At 65.6% G+C, this 15995-nt stretch carries 14 protein-coding genes; 7 read left to right on the top strand and 7 right to left on the bottom strand.

Features of this window, described 5'->3' with window-relative positions; all coding sequences use genetic code 11:
* Window positions 1–60: 60 nt before the first annotated feature.
* Both H3H39_RS23545 and ylqF read right to left on the bottom strand, forming a co-directional pair.
* Complete coding sequence (locus tag H3H39_RS23545) at window positions 61–555, bottom strand: GNAT family N-acetyltransferase (protein WP_182156828.1); 495 nt, start codon at window positions 553–555, stop codon at window positions 61–63.
* Window positions 556–689: 134 nt separating this feature from the next.
* Window positions 690–1640 carry a ribosome biogenesis GTPase YlqF gene (gene ylqF / locus H3H39_RS23540; RefSeq protein WP_182156827.1) on the bottom strand — a complete coding sequence of 317 codons (951 nt, stop codon included), beginning with the start codon at window positions 1638–1640 and terminating at the stop codon, window positions 690–692.
* Window positions 1641–1815: 175 nt separating this feature from the next.
* Here ylqF and H3H39_RS23535 point away from each other — a divergent pair, with 175 nt between their 5' ends.
* The gene (locus H3H39_RS23535) at window positions 1816–3801 is read left to right on the top strand and encodes an OPT family oligopeptide transporter (protein ID WP_182156826.1); all 1986 of its coding nucleotides are present in this window, start codon (window positions 1816–1818) and stop codon (window positions 3799–3801) included.
* 81 nt (window positions 3802–3882) lie between these two features.
* Here the strand turns inward: H3H39_RS23535 and H3H39_RS23530 are convergent, their stop codons facing one another.
* The gene (locus H3H39_RS23530; RefSeq protein ID WP_182156825.1) at window positions 3883–4812 is read right to left on the bottom strand and encodes a histone deacetylase family protein; all 930 of its coding nucleotides are present in this window, start codon (window positions 4810–4812) and stop codon (window positions 3883–3885) included.
* 181 nt (window positions 4813–4993) lie between these two features.
* Between H3H39_RS23530 and H3H39_RS23525 the strand changes: the two genes are divergently transcribed.
* The 5 genes from H3H39_RS23525 to H3H39_RS23505 all read left to right on the top strand — a co-directional run bounded on the left by H3H39_RS23525 (window position 4994) and on the right by H3H39_RS23505 (window position 10851).
* On the top strand, window positions 4994–5914 hold the full coding sequence (locus H3H39_RS23525; protein ID WP_182156824.1) for an AAA family ATPase: 921 nt from the start codon (window positions 4994–4996) through the stop codon (window positions 5912–5914).
* Window positions 5915–5964: 50 nt separating this feature from the next.
* Window positions 5965–6960, top strand: a complete 996-nt coding sequence (locus H3H39_RS23520; protein WP_182156823.1) for a DUF58 domain-containing protein — start codon at window positions 5965–5967, stop codon at window positions 6958–6960.
* Entirely contained in the window at window positions 6957–8963 is a 2007-nt protein-coding gene (locus tag H3H39_RS23515) for a transglutaminase TgpA family protein (protein WP_182156822.1), read from the top strand. Before H3H39_RS23520 ends, H3H39_RS23515 begins: the two co-directional genes overlap by 4 nt.
* Window positions 8954–10105 carry a lytic murein transglycosylase B gene (gene mltB / locus H3H39_RS23510; protein WP_229218217.1) on the top strand — a complete coding sequence of 384 codons (1152 nt, stop codon included), beginning with the start codon at window positions 8954–8956 and terminating at the stop codon, window positions 10103–10105. The genes H3H39_RS23515 and mltB overlap by 10 nt, the downstream gene beginning before the upstream one ends.
* Window positions 10106–10509: 404 nt before the next feature.
* Window positions 10510–10851, top strand: a complete 342-nt coding sequence (locus H3H39_RS23505; protein ID WP_182156821.1) for a hypothetical protein — start codon at window positions 10510–10512, stop codon at window positions 10849–10851.
* A 75-nt stretch (window positions 10852–10926) separates the two neighbouring features.
* Here H3H39_RS23505 and cysM read toward each other — a convergent pair whose 3' ends face one another.
* Entirely contained in the window at window positions 10927–11829 is a 903-nt protein-coding gene (cysM, locus tag H3H39_RS23500) for a cysteine synthase CysM (RefSeq protein ID WP_182156820.1), read from the bottom strand.
* An 83-nt stretch (window positions 11830–11912) separates the two neighbouring features.
* A complete protein-coding gene (locus H3H39_RS23495) occupies window positions 11913–12461 on the bottom strand; it encodes a GNAT family N-acetyltransferase (protein WP_182156819.1) in 549 nt (182 codons plus the stop codon).
* A gap of 126 nt (window positions 12462–12587) precedes the next feature.
* On the opposite strand from H3H39_RS23495, the gene H3H39_RS23490 reads away from it, so the two are divergent.
* Window positions 12588–14357: an FAD-dependent oxidoreductase gene (locus tag H3H39_RS23490; protein WP_182156818.1), complete on the top strand. Its 1770-nt coding sequence runs from the start codon at window positions 12588–12590 to the stop codon at window positions 14355–14357.
* A gap of 44 nt (window positions 14358–14401) precedes the next feature.
* Here the strand turns inward: H3H39_RS23490 and H3H39_RS23485 are convergent, their stop codons facing one another.
* Together H3H39_RS23485 and rfaE1 are read right to left on the bottom strand one after the other, a co-directional pair.
* Complete coding sequence (locus tag H3H39_RS23485) at window positions 14402–14809, bottom strand: ComEA family DNA-binding protein (RefSeq protein ID WP_182156817.1); 408 nt, start codon at window positions 14807–14809, stop codon at window positions 14402–14404.
* A gap of 236 nt (window positions 14810–15045) precedes the next feature.
* Entirely contained in the window at window positions 15046–15990 is a 945-nt protein-coding gene (gene rfaE1 / locus H3H39_RS23480; protein WP_182156816.1) for a D-glycero-beta-D-manno-heptose-7-phosphate kinase, read from the bottom strand.
* Window positions 15991–15995: the final 5 nt, after the last annotated feature.

The raw sequence follows: 15995 nt of genomic DNA, 5'->3' as shown, positions 1-15995 counted from the left end.
GGCAGGTTACGCACCCCAAAGCGGGCGTAGCAGCCTATGCGTTAGAGTGGCCTTGTTGAATTAATCTCTTCGAAGTTCTTTAGTCATCAAAACATAAGGCACGCCGTACATGTCGGGTAAATGGCGTATTACCTCAAACCCAGCACGTCGATACAGGTACTGAGCAGCTTCCATTACCGGCGTTGTGTGCAGCGCGATCAACTCGGTGTTATCGCGCTCGGCACGGCGAATGCATTCGTTCAGCAAAGCTTGGCCCACGCCATGTCCACGCGCTTTGGGAACAACAGACATGAACCGTACCATTGGCCATTCGGGAGCAAAAAAGTCTGGCTTTGGCCGGTGTGGTCCGACATAACCTACCGCGCCGACTATTTCGCCGTCCAGTTCAGCGACCACTATTTCGGTATAACTGGCGTTTTCGGTAAGGGCCCCAAGTCGCGGGGCGAGTTGATCCCATCCTGGCGTGACGGACGCTAACTCGATCCAAGCATCTCGCACTACCTGATCGACAGCTAGCTTGTCATTTTGAGCGTATTTTCTAAATGAAATATTCATGGAATGTTTCGAGAAGCAATTCTACATTGACGGTAAGACCAAATTGAGCAATGTCGGCTCCTGGCCGGAATCGGCCAAAGCGAACTTCCCCCAATCTGACACACAATGTCAGCTCAAGTCTGTGCTAGTACAGCTCACGTCCCGCGCTTGCCGTTGGCGGCGGCCCTGGCTTTTTCGGCCGCCAGCGCGGCGGCCTTTTCCGCCTTGATCGCCATCTCGGCGGCGTATTGTTCCAGCCGCTCCTTGCGGGTGTCCGGCGTTTCCAGCGATACGCGGCCCAGCGCGCCGCTGCGGTAGTCGCCCAGGAAGGTGTGCGACGCCTTCTCGAAATCGAGGTCGCCGCCCTTCTGGCGGAAACCGCGCCGCGCGGCCACGCCTTCCACCACGCCGATACCGTCCAACTTCTCGACATCCTTGAAGCCGTAGCGCGCCACCAGCAACTGCGGGTAGTGCTTGAGCATTTCATCGGCCAGGAACACCGCCACTTCCTCCTCGATCAGCGCGTTGGAGCCGACGGCATGGCTGGCGGCCAGCATCAGGCCATCGCTGGCCAGCGCGATCTTGGGCCACAACATGCCCGGCGTATCGACCAGGATGGTGTTCTTATCCAGGTACAGCTTCTGCTGCTGCTTGGTGACGGCCGGTTCGTCGCCCACCTTGGCCACGCGCTTTTTCAGCAGCGCGTTCATCAGGGTCGACTTGCCCACGTTGGGGATCCCCATGATCATGATGCGCAGCGGCTTGGTGGGCACGCCGCGGTGCGGCGCCAGCGACTTGGCCAGCTCCGGGATGCGCGCCACTTCGGCCGGCTTCTTGGTCGTCATGGCGTAAGCCGTCACGCCTTCCTGGGCGTTGTAGTAGGCCACCCAGGCCGCCGTGGCAGCCGGATCGGCCAGGTCGGTCTTGTTCAGGATCTTCAGGCAGGGACGCTGGCGGAACTTGCGCAGCTCCTCCACCATGGGGTTGCAGCTGGCCTCGGGCAGCCGGGCGTCGACCACCTCGATCACCAGATCGGTGTTCTCCATCTGCTCCGCCGCCTTCTTCTTGGCGGCGTTCATATGCCCCGGATACCATTGGATTGCCATGCTGTTGCCTTCAAAATCGTTTGCTCAATCCGCTATTTTACAGGCTGCTCCCGCCACCGCCACAAAGTCTGCTTGCCGTGGCCATCACAGTTGTATAGATTAGCCGCAATGTCGGATATGATGTCGGCTTTTCTTGTCGCTTAATAAATATTACACAACCATCGGAGTGCTGAAGATGAGCGTAGCTGCACCATCCAATCCCAAGGAAATCACCCTGCGCGGGGTGATCCTGGGCATCCTGATCACCCTGATCTTCACCGCCGCCCAGGTCTATCTGGGCCTGAAAGTGGGCCTGACGTTCGCCACCTCGATCCCGGCGGCCGTGATCTCGATGGCGCTGCTGAGCGCCTTCAAGGACGCGTCCATCCAGGAAAATAACATCGTCCAGACCATCGCCTCGGCCGCCGGCACGCTGGCCTCGGTCATCTTTGTGCTGCCTGGCCTGCTGATGATAGGCTGGTGGGCGCACGTACCGTTCTGGCCCACCTTCGGCGCCTGCGCCATTGGCGGCGTGCTGGGTGTGATGTACACCATGCCGCTGCGGCGCGCGCTGGTGTCGCAGTCCGACCTGCCCTATCCGGAAGGCGTGGCGGCGGCCGAAGTGCTCAAAGTGGGCATGGCCTCGCGCGCTGGCGCGGCGGAAGGCAAAGCCGGCCTGTGGGCCGTGATCTGGGGCAGCGCGGCGTCCGCCGTGTACGCCGCCGGCAGCGCTGTCAAGGTGATGGCTGGCGAAGTGTCGATCTACTTCCGCACCGGCGGCGGCGCCACCGGCATCGGCGCTTCGAGCTCGCTGGCCCTGATCGGCGCCGGCCACCTGATGGGCATCACGGTCGGTATCGCCATGCTGGCCGGCCTGGTGATCGCCTGGGGCATCCTGGTGCCGCTGATGACGGCCACCCAACCGGCCGTGGCGGGCATGAGCGCGGCCGACCTGGCGCTCAAGGTATGGTCGTCGGACGTGCGCATGATGGGCGCGGGCGTGATCGGTGCGGCCGCTATCGTCACGCTGGCCGGCCTGGCCAAGCCCGTCATCGGTGGCCTGAAGTCGGCGCTGGAAGCGTCGCGCCGCGCCAAGGTGGCCGGCGCCGAAATCGACCGTACGGAACAGGATCTGCCCATCTTCATCGTCGGCCTGGTGACGCTGATCTCGATGGTGCCGGCCGGCTGGCTGCTGGCCAGCTTCCTGCAGGGCGGCCCGCTGACCAGCATCGCCGTGCCGCTGGTGGCCGTCGGCATCGCCTACATCCTGATCGCCGGCATGTTCGCGGCCGCCGTCTGCGGCTACATGGCGGGCCTGATCGGCTCCTCCAATTCGCCCGTGTCGGGCATCGCCATCCTCACCATCCTGGGCGGCGCGCTCAGCGTGGGCATGGTGGGCCGCCACATCATGGGGCCGGAAGTGGGCCACGCGCTGGTCGCCTTCGCGCTGTTCGTCACCACCGTGGTGCTGGCCGTGGCCGTGATCGGCAACGACAACCTGCAGGACCTGAAAACGGGCCAGCTGGTGGACGCCACCCCGTGGAAGCAGCAGGTCGGCCTGCTGGTCGGCGTGCTGGCCGGCTCCTGCGTGGTGCCGCCCGTGCTGGAACTGCTCAATCACGCCAACGGTTTCGCCGGCGCGCCCAACCTGGACTCCATCTCGTCGCAGCCGCTGGCCGCGCCGCAGGCACTGCTGATCTCCACCCTGGCCAAGGGCGTGATCGGCGGCGACCTGCCTTGGCATCTGGTGCTGTGGGGCGCCGCGCTGGGCCTGGGCCTGGTGGTGGTGAACTTCGTGCTCAAGAAAGCCAGCAACGACAAATACAGCCTGCCGCCACTGGGCGTGGGCCTGGCCATCTACCTGCCCAGCGCCGTGACGGCGCCGGTGGTGGTGGGCGCCGTCACCGGCTGGCTGTTCGACCGCGCGATGGAACACCGCAAGGGCGGCGAGACGGCCAAGCGCCTGGGCGTGCTGGTCATGTCCGGCTTCATCGTCGGCGAAAGCCTGTTCAACGTGGCGCTGGCCGGTTTGATCGTCCTGTCCGGCAAAGGCGAGCCGCTGGCCATTACCAACAGCATGAGCGAGGCGGAAGGCATGCTGGTTGCGCTGGCGGTGGGCGCCCTCATGGTCGGCGGGCTGTATCGCTGGTCCGCCAAGAGCGGCCGCCAGGTCACGGCCTGATCACACCGCGCCCTGGTGGCGCGGCGGTTCCCAACGGCGCCCTTCCCGGGCGCCGTTTTTACATCCGCACGACGCGGGTCATCACAGTTCGGCCAATGCCTTGACGTGCGCCACCACGCTGCGGCCCAGCGCCGACAGGTTGTAGCCACCTTCCAGCGCGCTGACGATGCGCCCGCCCGCGTACAGGCGCGCCACTTCCATCATCTGCTGCGTCAACCACGCGTAGTCCGCCTCCACCAGCGCCATGCCGCCAAGGTCGTCCTCGCGGTGGGCGTCGAAACCGGCCGAAATGAAGATCATCTCGGGCTGGAACGCGTGCAGCGCCGGCAGCCATTGCTCCGTCACCAGCTTGCGGATCACGTCGCCGCCGGAACGGGCCGGCACCGGCACGTTGACGCAGGTGGGCGTGATGGGCTCGGGTTCCGTGTACGGATAAAACGGATGCTGGAAGAAGCTGGCCATCAGCACGCGCGGATCATGGGCGAACGATTCGGCCGTGCCGTTGCCGTGGTGGACGTCGAAGTCGACGATGGCCACCCGCTTCAGCCCGCGCGCGTCGAGCGCGTGGCGGGCCGCGATGGCGATGTTGTTGAACAGGCAGAAGCCCATCGGTTCGGACGGGCGCGCATGGTGGCCGGGTGGGCGGATGGCGCAGAAGGCGTTGCCGATCTCGCCGTCGATCACGGCGTCCGTCGCGGCCACGGCGGCGCCGGCCGCGCGCAAGGCGGCCTGCCAGCTCCACGCGTTGAGCAGCGTGTCGCCATCGATCGGATAGCACGCGCCGCCTTCGGCCGGCACGTTGTCGCGCACCATGGCGATGGCGTTGGCGCTGTGGTTGCGTTCCAGGTCGGCCTGCCGCGCCAGCGGCGCCTCGCGGTGCTCGACCAGGTCATGCACCTGGGCGCTGATCAGCTGGTCGGCGATCGCTTGCAGCCGGGCTGGGCATTCTGGGTGCCAGTCGCCCATGTCGTGGCGCTGGCAATCGGGGTGGCTGTAAATAGCTGTACTCATGTGTCTCGCTTCCGCCGTCATCATTATGTTTCCCACGCGCGGGTTCTCGCATAGAATCTGACGATCGTCTGGTTCTCTTGATCTGGCATGTTAAAAATGACACGCATGGCGTTAGCCTACCACGTCGCAGCCCTTCGCGGAGGCGACTATGCGCACCAACTAACCGGCACAGGACGGCGCCATGTTCACTAAACTGCATGCGGTGGCCCGCCAGGTGGGCCAGATTGTCGTCGGCAAGGACTTGCAGGTGCGGCAGGCGCTCACCTGTCTGCTGGCCGGCGGCCACCTGCTGATCGAGGACGTACCCGGCGTGGGCAAGACCACGCTGGCGCACGCGCTGGCCATTTCGCTGGGCCTGCGCTTCAACCGCATCCAGTTCACCAGCGACCTGTTGCCGGCCGACGTGGCCGGCATCTCCATCTACGAGCGCGAACAGAACGGCTTCGTGTTCCACCCCGGCCCCATTTTCACCCAGGTGCTGCTGGCCGACGAGATCAACCGCGCCACGCCCAAGACCCAGTCCGGCCTGCTGGAGGCGATGGAGGAGCGCCAGGTGACGGCCGACGGCGTCACCCGCCCGCTGCCGGCGCCGTTCTTCGTGATCGCCACCCAGAATCCCACCCACCAGGTGGGCACCTTCCCGCTGCCCGAATCGCAGCTGGACCGCTTCCTCATGTGTTTGTCGCTGGGCTATCCGGACGCGGCGGCGGAACGGGCGCTGCTCATGGGCGAAGACCGGCGCGTGCTGCTCAAGTCCCTGCCGCCGGCCATGACGCCGGACGAACTGGCGGCGGCCCAGCACGGCCTGCGCCAGATCCACGCCGCGCCGGCGCTGATCGATTATGTGCAGGCGCTGGCGGCCGCCTCGCGCCAGGGCGGCGCATTCGCCGACGGCATGAGCCCGCGCGCCGCCATCGCCCTGCTGCAGGCGGCGCGCGCCTGGGCCGCGCTGGAGGGGCGCGACCACGTGCTGCCGGAGGACGTGCAGGCGGTGCTGGTGCCCGTGTGCGCGCATCGGCTGCGGCCTCTCAAATCGGCCCACGGCGTGGCGCTGGCCAGCCGCGACCTGGTGCTGCAATTGCAGCAGTCGGTGCCGGTCTAGCGGCATCCGGCCCAGCCGCCTCCCCCCCCCCCAACCGCACACGCCCCGCCATGTTCGCCGCACCGCGCCGCTGGTATCGCACATGGGCCGACCAGTGGCTGTTCCAGTTGCGCGAGCGCGAACCGGGCACGGTGGTGCTGGTGATGCGGCGCGTGTTCATCGTGCCCGGCGGGCCGGGCCTCGCGTTCACGGGTCTGCTGCTGGTGATGCTGATCGGCGCCCTCAATTACAACCTGGGGCTGGGTTTCGCGCTCACCTTTTTCGCCGGCGCCTGCGCCGTGGCCGACATGTATTTGACGGCCAAAAACCTGGCTGGTCTGCGGCTGGCGCCGGGCCGGGTGCAGCCCGTATTCGCGGGCCAGGAAGCACGCTTCGAACTGCGGCTGCACAATCCCGATGGCCCCGACCGTTACGCCGTCTGGCTCGGTTTCCAGCAGGACGGCGAACCGCGCCATGTGGCCGACGTGCCGGCCGGCGGCGACGCGCTGGCCGTGCTGTCGTGCGCCACGGCGCAGCGGGGCTGGCTGGACGCGCCCCGCATCCGCCTGCTCACGCGCTATCCGCTCGGCCTGTTCCGCGCCTGGGCTTACTGGAAGCCGGACCTGCGGGCGCTGGTCTATCCCGAACCGGAACCGGACGCGCCGCCGCTGCCCATGCAGGGCGCGGCCAGCGAGGAAGGCCATGGCCAGGTGGGACTGGACAATTTCGCCGGCATCCGCAGCTACCAGCCGGGCGACCCGATGCGCCACCTGGCCTGGCGCCAGATCGCGCGCCATGACCCGGCCCTGGGCGGCCAGCTGGTGACCAAGCATTTCGACGGCGGCGCCGTGGCCGAGCTGTGTCTCGATTTCGGCCAGCTGCCGCCATGGATGGACCTGGAACTCAAGTTGTCGCGCCTGACCAGCTGGGTGCTGGAAGCGGAACGGCGCGCCCTGCCCTACGCATTCCGGCTCGCCCAGCACCAGTTCGATCCGGCCCTGGGCGACGCCCACCGTGCGGCGTGCCTGCAAGCGCTGGCCCTGTACGGCGCGGAGCGCGCGCCATGACGCCCGCCACCGGGCGCTGGCAACGGCTGGCCCAGCGCCTGCCGCGCGACAAGGCCGACACCTTGCTGCTGCTGGGCGCGGCCGTGATGGTGCTGGCGCCCCACCTCGCCCACCTGCCGTCGTGGACCAGCGCCGCCGTCTGCGCCACGCTGCTGTGGCGCGCCGCCATCACCTGGCTGGGTAAGCGCATGCCGCCCCTGTGGCTGCTGCTGCCGCTGTCGATGCTGTCCATGGCGGGCGTCTACCACTCGTTCCACACGCTGCTGGGGCGCGACGCCGGGGTGGCCATGCTGGCGCTGCTGCTGGCCTTCAAACTGCTGGAAATGCACGCGCGGCGCGACCTGTTCGTGGTGATCTTCCTCTGCCTGTTTCTGCTGCTGACCACCTTCTTCTACAGCCAGACCATGCTCGCCGCGCTGTCCATGCTGGCCACGCTGACTGTGCTGCTCACGGCCCAGCTCACGTTCCAGTACAGCGGCCAGGTACCGCCGCTCACCCGGCGCCTGCGCACGGCCGGCCACATCATGCTGCTGGCCGCGCCGCTGGCGCTGCTGCTGTTCGTCGCCTTCCCCCGCATCCAGGGGCCGCTGTGGGGCTTGCCGGGCGACGCGCGCGCGGGGCACAGCGGCATGTCCGACAGCATGGCGCCCGGTAACGTGTCCAGCCTGGCCATGTCGGACGAGGTGGCGTTCCGGGTGCGCTTCCTCGATCCCGAGCCGGACCAGTCGCAACTGTACTGGCGCGGCATCGTACTGGGCGACTACGACGGCCGTACCTGGACCCGCGTGCCGCGCCGGCGCGGCATGCGGCGTGACGTGCAACTGAGCGCGCGCGGCCCGGCCGTGCGCCACCAGGTCACGCTGGAGCCGACCGGCAAACGCTGGCTGTTCGCGCTGGAGCTGACGGAGCCGGATCTCGACCTGCCCGGCTACCTGGCCGCCAGTTCCGAGCAGGCGGAGTATTTCGCCACCACCACCATCAGCGAGCGGCTGCGCTACGACGCCGTGGCCCACCTCGATTACCGCATCGAAGCCGATGCGGCGCCGCCGGACCTGGCCCGCTGGCTGGCGCTGCCGGCCGGTTTCAACCCACGCGCGCAGTCCCTGGCCGCCACCTTGCAGCAGCCGCAGCCGGCCGATTCCGTGCGGGCCGTGCTCACGCTGTTCCGCAACGAAAAATTCTTCTACACCCTGCAACCGCCGCTGCTGGGCCGCGACGCCGTCGACCAGTTCCTGTTCGACACGCGCGCCGGCTTTTGCGAACACTACGCGGGCGCCTTCGTGGTGCTGATGCGCGCCATGCAGATACCGGCGCGGGTGGTCACCGGCTACCAGGGCGGCGAATTCAATCCGGTGGACGGCTATGTGACGGTGCGCCAGTCCGATGCCCACGCCTGGGCCGAAGTGTGGCTGGACGGCCTGGGCTGGCGCCGGGTGGACCCGACGGCCGCCGTGGCGCCCGAACGCATCGCCCATAACCTGGCGCGCGCGCTGCCACCGAACCCCTTATTTGGACTGGGCCCCTTGCTGGCGTTGCAGAACGACCCCACCTCGTGGCTGGCGCGTTTGCGATTTACCGTGGCGGCGATGAATAATGCTTGGAATCAATGGGTCCTGGATTACAATCCAGACAGGCAGCGAAGTTTCCTTGAAGAATTAAGCGCGACCCTGTTCCAGTGGCGCAGCATGGGCGCCCTGGCGCTGGCCACGGCGCTGGCCCTGCTGTTGCGGCAACGCCGCCTGCGGCGCCGGGAAGACCCGCTGGAGCGGCTGTACCGGGCGTTTTGCCGGCAACAGGCCAGGCATGGTTATGTGCGCCGCCCGGATGAAGGCCCCAAGGCCTATGCGGCGCGGCTGCGTGGTATGCCGGCGAGCAAGGAAAAACATGCTGCCATGAACGAATTTTTGACGATGGTGGGCGCGCTGCGATACGGCCGCGCCAACCCCGCCACTCACGCGGCGTCGCTGAAGACGCTGCATACCCTGTTACCTAAATGCCGATGAACACGATGTCCCTGCCCCGTCCCCCCGCCAGCTGGATGCTGGCCCTGTTGCTGGCGGCCGCGCCGCTGGCCCAGGCCGCTGTCGACCCCTATGGCTACACCCTGCCGGCCAGCCAGCGCAACAAGAAAGCCAAGCTGGCCAAGAAGAAAGGGCCGCCGCCCATCGATTACGTGGGCGAATTCGTCAACTTCGGCGACTGGAAGGAGGTGCGCGCCTTCCTCGACGAGCTGGCCACGCGCGACGGTTTCGACCGCGCCGCGCTGGACGCCTTGATGAGCCAGGTGCGCTATGTGGACGCGGCCGTCCAACTGATCAAACCGGCGCCGCCGGGCAAGCCCAAGAACTGGCAAGCGTATAGCAAGCTGTTCATCGATCCGGTGCGCATCGATGCCGGCGTGAAATTCTGGAATGAGAACCAGGACGCGCTGGCGCGGGCCGAGGCGCTGTATGGCGTGCCGGCGGAAATCCTGGTCGGCATCATCGGCGTGGAAACCGTGTACGGCCGCAACACGGGCCGCTTCCGCGTGCTCGACGCGCTGACCACGCTGGCGTTCTCCTATCCGCAAACGCCGACCCGTGACGAGCGCATGGCCTTCTTCCGCGGCGAACTGGAAGCGACCCTGCTGTTCGCGCGCCAGAATGGCATCGACCCGCTGTCACTGCGCGGCTCGTATGCGGGCGCCGTGGGCATGCCGCAATTCATGCCCAGCAGCATAGTCAAATACGCCGTCGATTTCGACGGCAACGGCAAGGTCGACCTGCTCGGCTCCAGCAGCGACGCCATCGGCAGCGTGGCCGCCTTCCTCACCGCGCACGGCTGGCGGCGCGACGATCCGGGCCCGCTGGTGTATTCGGCCGAAGTGTCGCCCAACCGGGCCTGGGAAGGCATGATCAATCAGGGGCTGGTGGCGAAATTTCCGGCCCAGGACTTGACGGCGGCCGGTATCAACACCACTTCAGCATTGCCAGCGGGAATGGTGTTTGGCCTGGTGGACTTGCAGAATGGCGCCGACCCCACGGAATACTGGGTCGCGACCAATAATTTCTTCGCCATCACGCAGTACAACCGCAGCTATTTCTATGCGATGTCGGTGGTGGAACTGGGGCGGGCGGTGCGGCTGTCCCGGGGCGGGGCAATGTAAGCAAGCGTAAAGATAGTTGAAGTATGATATTGCTCACAGTATCGTATAGTTAACCATAAGAAACTAGATATCACACAGCAACAAATCAGAAATTGCTTTATAATCAACTATCGAGTTACAATTGATTTAAGGCACAAGCAGCTTAACACAGGAGAAGGTGTATAATTCTCACACAATGTTGCAACGGGACAACAATAACTTATGGCAATGCGATTTTATTGTTGCTCTTGAGCATAGAAAAGCTCGCTGTTGTACAATTGTGTATATATTATGAAACTTGTTATACCGGAATCCGTCCGTGTGTGAATTCGTTCCTTGGTGAAGGATGAACATTAACGCAGCAAGAGCGAGCTCCGAGTGTTTTTTACTTTGCAGGATTACTTTCAGAAGGAACAAACGACATCATGACAAACCAAGTCGGCATTGATATGAACAACGATTCGGAAGGCGATGACCTGCTGCAATACAACCCGAACCGTCTGCTCGATACCCTGATCGAGAACCTGCGTCTGAAAAATGACGCAGCCCTGTCGCGCGCGCTGGAAGTGGCGCCGCCCGTGATCAGCAAGATTCGTCACCACCGCCTGCCGGTCGGCGCTTCGCTGCTGATCCGCATGCACGAGGTGAGCGACCTGAGCATCCGTGACCTGCGCTACTTGATGGGCGACCGCCGCAACAAGTTCCGCATCAGCGACAAGCAGTTCAAGCCTAAAGAAGGCGAATCGGGCGGCGGCAACCAGGGCTGATTGCAGTCCCTGGCACCGTCTGTACCGTGGACTTACCCTCCCCTCGCCTGGGGGCGAGGGCAGGAATAGTTGTCGTCAGGCCGGGAACACGCCTGTCGACAGATAACGGTCGCCACGGTCGCACACGATGAACACGATGGTGGCGTTTTCCACCGTTTGAGAGATCCGCAACGCGATCTCGCAGGCACCTGCTGCCGAAATCCCGCAGAATATGCCTTCCTCCGCCGCCAGGCGGCGCGCCATGCGCTCAGCCGCGGCTTGCGTCACATACTCGATCTGATCCACCCGCGCCTTGTCGTAGATCTTCGGCAGGTAGGCTTCCGGCCATTTGCGGATGCCGGGAATTTGCGAGCCCTCTTCCGGCTGCGCGCCGACGATGCGCACCTCGGCATTCTGTTCCTTCAAATATTGCGACACGCCCATGATGGTGCCGGTGGTGCCCATGGCGCTGACGAAGTGCGTCACCTGGCCGTTGGTGTCGCGCCAGATTTCCGGCCCCGTGCCTTCGTAGTGGGCGCGTGAATTGTCGAAGTTGCCGAACTGGTCCAGGATCACGCCCTTGCCATCCTTTTGCATCTGCTCGGCCAGGTCGCGCGCGTATTCCATGCCGCCCGTCTTGGGCGTGAGCAGGATCTGGGCGCCGTAGGCGGCCATGCTCTGGCGCCGTTCCAGGCTCAGGTTTTCCGGCATCAGCAGCAGCATCTTGTAGCCGCGCAGCGCGGCCGCCATGGCCAGCGCGATGCCCGTATTGCCGCTGGTAGCTTCGATCAGGGTGTCGCCCGGCTTGACCTGGCCCCGCTCCTCGGCGTGCAGCAGCATGGACATGGCGGCCCGGTCCTTGACGGAGCCGGCCGGATTGTTGCCTTCCAGCTTGCCGAGAATGATGTTGTTGCGTGCCGCCGCGTCCGCGCCGGGAATGCGCGTGAGCTGCACCAGCGGCGTATTGCCGATCGTGTCTGCCAGAGTCTTGTAAGCCATCGTGTTCAGCCTGAGTTCACTAAAACAAGCATTTTAATCCGAGATGGCTTTATGCGTATTTGCGGGCCGGCCGCCGTTGACGGTCAGCGCCGCAGCGCGTGCGACATATAGGTGTAACCGTGTGGTTCGCCGTCGATGCGGAACATGTCGGCGTGTTCGCCGGTCTGGACGAAGCCCGTCGCCAGGTAAAGCTGGCGTGCCGGTGTGTTGACGGACAACACTTCCAGGTCGATCCAGTCCAGGCCATCCTGCGCGTGCGCCCACTGCACGGCCAAGGCCACCAGACGCCGGCCCAGCCCCTTGCCGCGCCAGTCGCGGTGCACGCCCATGCCCAGCATGCTGCGGTGTTGCGCGTGCGGTTCGGGCCGGGCGCGCAAATCGATGTGGCCACGGATGCCATCGGCGCCCACGGCGATCCAGGCACGGCGCCAGCCGGGCTGGCCCAGCGGCGTGTCCAGCGCCAGGCGAAACGCGGCCGCGCGTTCGGGCGCCAGCGTGGACTGGGCGCGTGGCATGGGCTGGAACAAGGGTGTGCCTCCCTGGCCGTTGTCCTTCAGCTGATCCCCCAGGTAGGCGAAAAAGGCGTCGTAGCTGGTGGGCGCGAGCGGGATGAGCGATGTGGGGAACTGCATGATGTTGATTGCCGTTTTGATATGAAAGCACATTGTAGCAGCATGCACGCGCTACAAGTTTTTGGCGCCCGCACGCGCCGCTTGCGCTAGACTGGAACGTATTCCCCCACCCATTCCGGAACCGCCATGGCCGCCACTACGCTCGATTTCACGCCCGACAACCCGCAGGACGACACGGTCGCCACCGGCAAGCTGGACATCGAATCGCGCCGGCACCAGATCTTCCCCGTGCTGAGCGCGGCCGACATCAAGCGCATGCGGCGCTTTGGCCACGTGCGCCACTTCGCCGACGGCGAGCGCGTGTTCGAGGCGGGCCGCACCAGCTTCGGCCTGATGCTGGTGCTGGCCGGGCGCATCGCCGTGAGCCGCTACGATGGTTTGGGCAACACGTCGCTCATCACCGAGCATGGCCCCGGCCAGTTCAGCGGCGAAGTGGCGCAGCTGTCGGGCCGGCCCTCGCTGGGCAACGGCACGGCCATCGGCGCCGTGGAAGTGCTGGTGGTGCCGTCCGAGGCGCTGCGCGCGCTGGTGATCGCGGAAGCGGAACTGGGCGAGCGCATCGTGCGCGCCCTGATCCTGCGCCGTGTGGGGCTGATCGAAGTGCCCTCCGGCGGCCCCGTCATCGTCGGGCCGCGCGGCCATGGCCGCGTCCATGCGCTGCAAAGCTTCCTGGCCGCCAACGGCCATCCCCATTCCGTGCTGGACCTGGAAACGGATGCGCAGGCGGCCGCGCTGGCCGAGCACTATCATCCGAAGCCGGAGGACTGGCCGCTGGTGGTGTGCCCGGACGGCGTGGTGAAAAAGAACCCCACCGTGGTCGACCTGGGCCGCTGCCTGGGCATGTTGCCGGAACTGAGCAGCGACAAGGTGTGGGATGTGATCGTGGTGGGCGCCGGCCCGGCCGGACTGGCCACGGCCGTGTACGCGGCGTCGGAAGGCTTGTCCGTGCTGGCGCTGGAAACGCGGGCCTACGGCGGCCAGGCGGCCGCCAGCGCCCGCATCGAAAACTACCTGGGCTTCCCCACCGGCGTATCGGGCCGGGCGCTGGCCGGACGGGCTTACGTGCAGGCCCAAAAATTCGGGGTCGAGGTAGCCATTCCCGCCCCGGCCGGCCGGCTGTTATGCGACACCTACCCGTTGCAGGTGGAACTGTGCGGCAGCGGCCAGCGCCTGCAGGCACGCACGGTGGTGCTGTCGTGCGGCGCGCGCTACCGCCGGCCATCGCTGGCCAATTTGCGCCAGTTCGAGGGACGCGGCGTCTACTACTGGGCCTCGCCCATCGAGGCCAAGCTGTGCAAGACGGAGGAGATCGTACTGGTGGGCGGCGGCAATTCAGCCGGCCAGGCGGCCGTGTTCCTGTCCGGGCATGCATCCAAGGTCCACATGCTGGTGCGCGGCGAAGGCCTGGCGGCCACCATGTCGAGCTATCTGATCGAACGGATCGCGGCCACGCCCAACATCGTACTGCACACGCATACGGAAATTGTGGCGCTGGAAGGCAATGACGACGGCTTGCAACAGGTGCGTATCCTGCATCGCCTGAGCGGCGAAGAAAAGGATTACGACGTGTGCCGGGTGTTCCTGTTCATCGGCGCCGATCCCAACACGGACTGGCTGGGCGATTGCGGCGTGGAAGTGGACCAGCACGGTTTCATCCGCACCGGCTTCGACGTGGCGCGCGCCCAGTGCCGCGCCAATTTCGAAAAAGGCATCTACCCGCCCGAACTGCCCGCCCGCGCGGCGCTGGAAACGAGCGTACCGGGCGTGTTCGCCATCGGCGACGTGCGGGCCAGTTCCACCAAGCGGGTGGCGGCAGCCGTGGGCGAAGGCGCGGCCGTGGTGGCGCAGATTCACGCCTTCCTGGCCAATTTGCCGGTGGATGCCGACAAACGTTAGCTGTTAGCCATCTGCGGCGCCATCAGCGCCGCAGTGGGCGCGGCTTACTTCTTGGCCTTGGTGTCGGCCGCTGCGGAGCCGGATACCATCGCGGAACCGGAAGCTGGCATGGCCTTGGCGCTGGCCTTGGATGCCGGGGCCTGCTTGGCGCTGGTGGCCATCGCCTTGGCCGGCGCGCCGTCCTTGGACTTGCCGTTCACCTGCAGGCCCGCTTCGGACAGCTTGATGGAATTCTTTTCGCCGATGCCCTTGACGCGCTTTTCCAGGTCGGCCCAATCCTTGTAGTCGCCGCCCTTGGCGCGCTCCTCAAGGATCGCTTTCGACTTGGCCGGGCCGATGCCCCGGACGGAATCGAGCGCGGCCGCATCGGCCTTGTTGACATCGACCTGTGCAAACGCAAAGCTCATCGTCGCGATCAGGGTAGCAACTGCCAGCAGTAGTTTCTTGAACATGGCGTCATCTCCAAAGTGAGTAAGGAAGCAGGGCCGCCTACGCGTCCTGAGCCCCTATAACGGCCCGGCATGGCGCCGGTTGACAGTGAAACGACACGCCAGGTTTGAGCCGGCGCAAACCCTGAAAACACAAAAAAATCGGGACGTAACACAATGAAAGTGTGCCATGTCCCGATTTGCCCAGCCCGGAATTGCCTGAATTGTTTGTGCTGCCGTATAGCTTGCTGCGGATGGCGTCAGCCGAACAGCTCTTCGCGCGTGACGGTGGCCGTGCCCAGCTTGCCCACGACGATGCCGCCGGCCCGGTTGGCCGTCTCCACCGCTTTCTGCCAGCCTTCACCGGCGCCCAGCATGGCAGCCATGGTGGCGATCACCGTGTCGCCGGCGCCGGAGACGTCATACACTTCGCGCGCGGCGGCCGGCATGTGGAAGCGTTCATGTTCCGTGTACAGCGTCATGCCCTCTTCCGAGCGGGTCAACAGCAGCGCATCCAGTTTCAGTTCGCTGCGCATCTGCTGCGCCTTGGCCGTCAGCTGTTCTTCGCTGTTCCAGGTGCCGACGATGCGGCGCAACTCCGACTTGTTCGGGGTGAGCACGGTGGCGCCCGCGTAGCGCGTGAAGTCGTCGCCCTTGGGATCGACCATCACCACCTTGCCGGCGGCGCGCGCGGCGGCGATCATGTCGGCCACGTTGACCAGGCTGCCCTTGGCGTAGTCCGACAGCACGATCACGTCGTAATCGGGCAGCAGGGTCTGGAACTGCACCAGCTTGTCGCGCAGCACGGCGTCGGTCGGCGGTTCCTCGAAGTCGATGCGCACCATCTGCTGCTGGCGCCCGATCACGCGCAGCTTGATGATGGTGGAAATGGCTTCGTCGCGCTTCAAGTAGCTGCGGATGCCGCCATCCTGCAGCATCTGCTCCACTTCCGCGCCCGCCTCGTCGGCGCCCACCACGCCCAGCAGGCCGGCATGGGCGCCCAGCGCGGCGGCGTTGCGCGCCACGTTGGCGGCACCGCCCAGGCGCGCTTCGCGTTTTTCGATGCGCACGATGGGCACCGGCGCTTCCGGCGAGATGCGGCTGACGTCGCCGAACCAGTAACGGTCCAGCATCACGTCGCCCACCACCAGGATACGCACCTGGTCCAGCGCCGGTGCCTTGTAGGTCGCTACATTGGTACTCACTGCGG

Origin of the sequence: Rugamonas apoptosis, from assembly GCF_014042355.1 — a bacterium.
Taxonomy (GTDB): domain Bacteria; phylum Pseudomonadota; class Gammaproteobacteria; order Burkholderiales; family Burkholderiaceae_D; genus Rugamonas; species Rugamonas apoptosis.
The sequence above is the reverse complement of the archived record's forward strand: the minus strand, read 5'-3'. Positions and strand labels throughout refer to the sequence as shown.

Excerpts from the sequence above, each read along its gene's own strand:
- H3H39_RS23545 (WP_182156828.1), bottom strand. The coding sequence starts at position 555 with ATGAATATTTCATTTAGAAAATACGCTCAAAATGACAAGCTAGCTGTC.
- ylqF (WP_182156827.1), bottom strand. The coding sequence starts at position 1,640 with ATGGCAATCCAATGGTATCCGGGGCATATGAACGCCGCCAAGAAGAAG.
- H3H39_RS23535 (WP_182156826.1), top strand. The coding sequence starts at position 1,816 with ATGAGCGTAGCTGCACCATCCAATCCCAAGGAAATCACCCTGCGCGGG.
- H3H39_RS23530 (WP_182156825.1), bottom strand. The coding sequence starts at position 4,812 with ATGAGTACAGCTATTTACAGCCACCCCGATTGCCAGCGCCACGACATG.
- H3H39_RS23525 (WP_182156824.1), top strand. The coding sequence starts at position 4,994 with ATGTTCACTAAACTGCATGCGGTGGCCCGCCAGGTGGGCCAGATTGTC.
- H3H39_RS23520 (WP_182156823.1), top strand. The coding sequence starts at position 5,965 with ATGTTCGCCGCACCGCGCCGCTGGTATCGCACATGGGCCGACCAGTGG.
- H3H39_RS23515 (WP_182156822.1), top strand. The coding sequence starts at position 6,957 with ATGACGCCCGCCACCGGGCGCTGGCAACGGCTGGCCCAGCGCCTGCCG.
- mltB (WP_229218217.1), top strand. The coding sequence starts at position 8,954 with ATGCCGATGAACACGATGTCCCTGCCCCGTCCCCCCGCCAGCTGGATG.
- H3H39_RS23505 (WP_182156821.1), top strand. The coding sequence starts at position 10,510 with ATGACAAACCAAGTCGGCATTGATATGAACAACGATTCGGAAGGCGAT.
- cysM (WP_182156820.1), bottom strand. The coding sequence starts at position 11,829 with ATGGCTTACAAGACTCTGGCAGACACGATCGGCAATACGCCGCTGGTG.
- H3H39_RS23495 (WP_182156819.1), bottom strand. The coding sequence starts at position 12,461 with ATGCAGTTCCCCACATCGCTCATCCCGCTCGCGCCCACCAGCTACGAC.
- H3H39_RS23490 (WP_182156818.1), top strand. The coding sequence starts at position 12,588 with ATGGCCGCCACTACGCTCGATTTCACGCCCGACAACCCGCAGGACGAC.
- H3H39_RS23485 (WP_182156817.1), bottom strand. The coding sequence starts at position 14,809 with ATGTTCAAGAAACTACTGCTGGCAGTTGCTACCCTGATCGCGACGATG.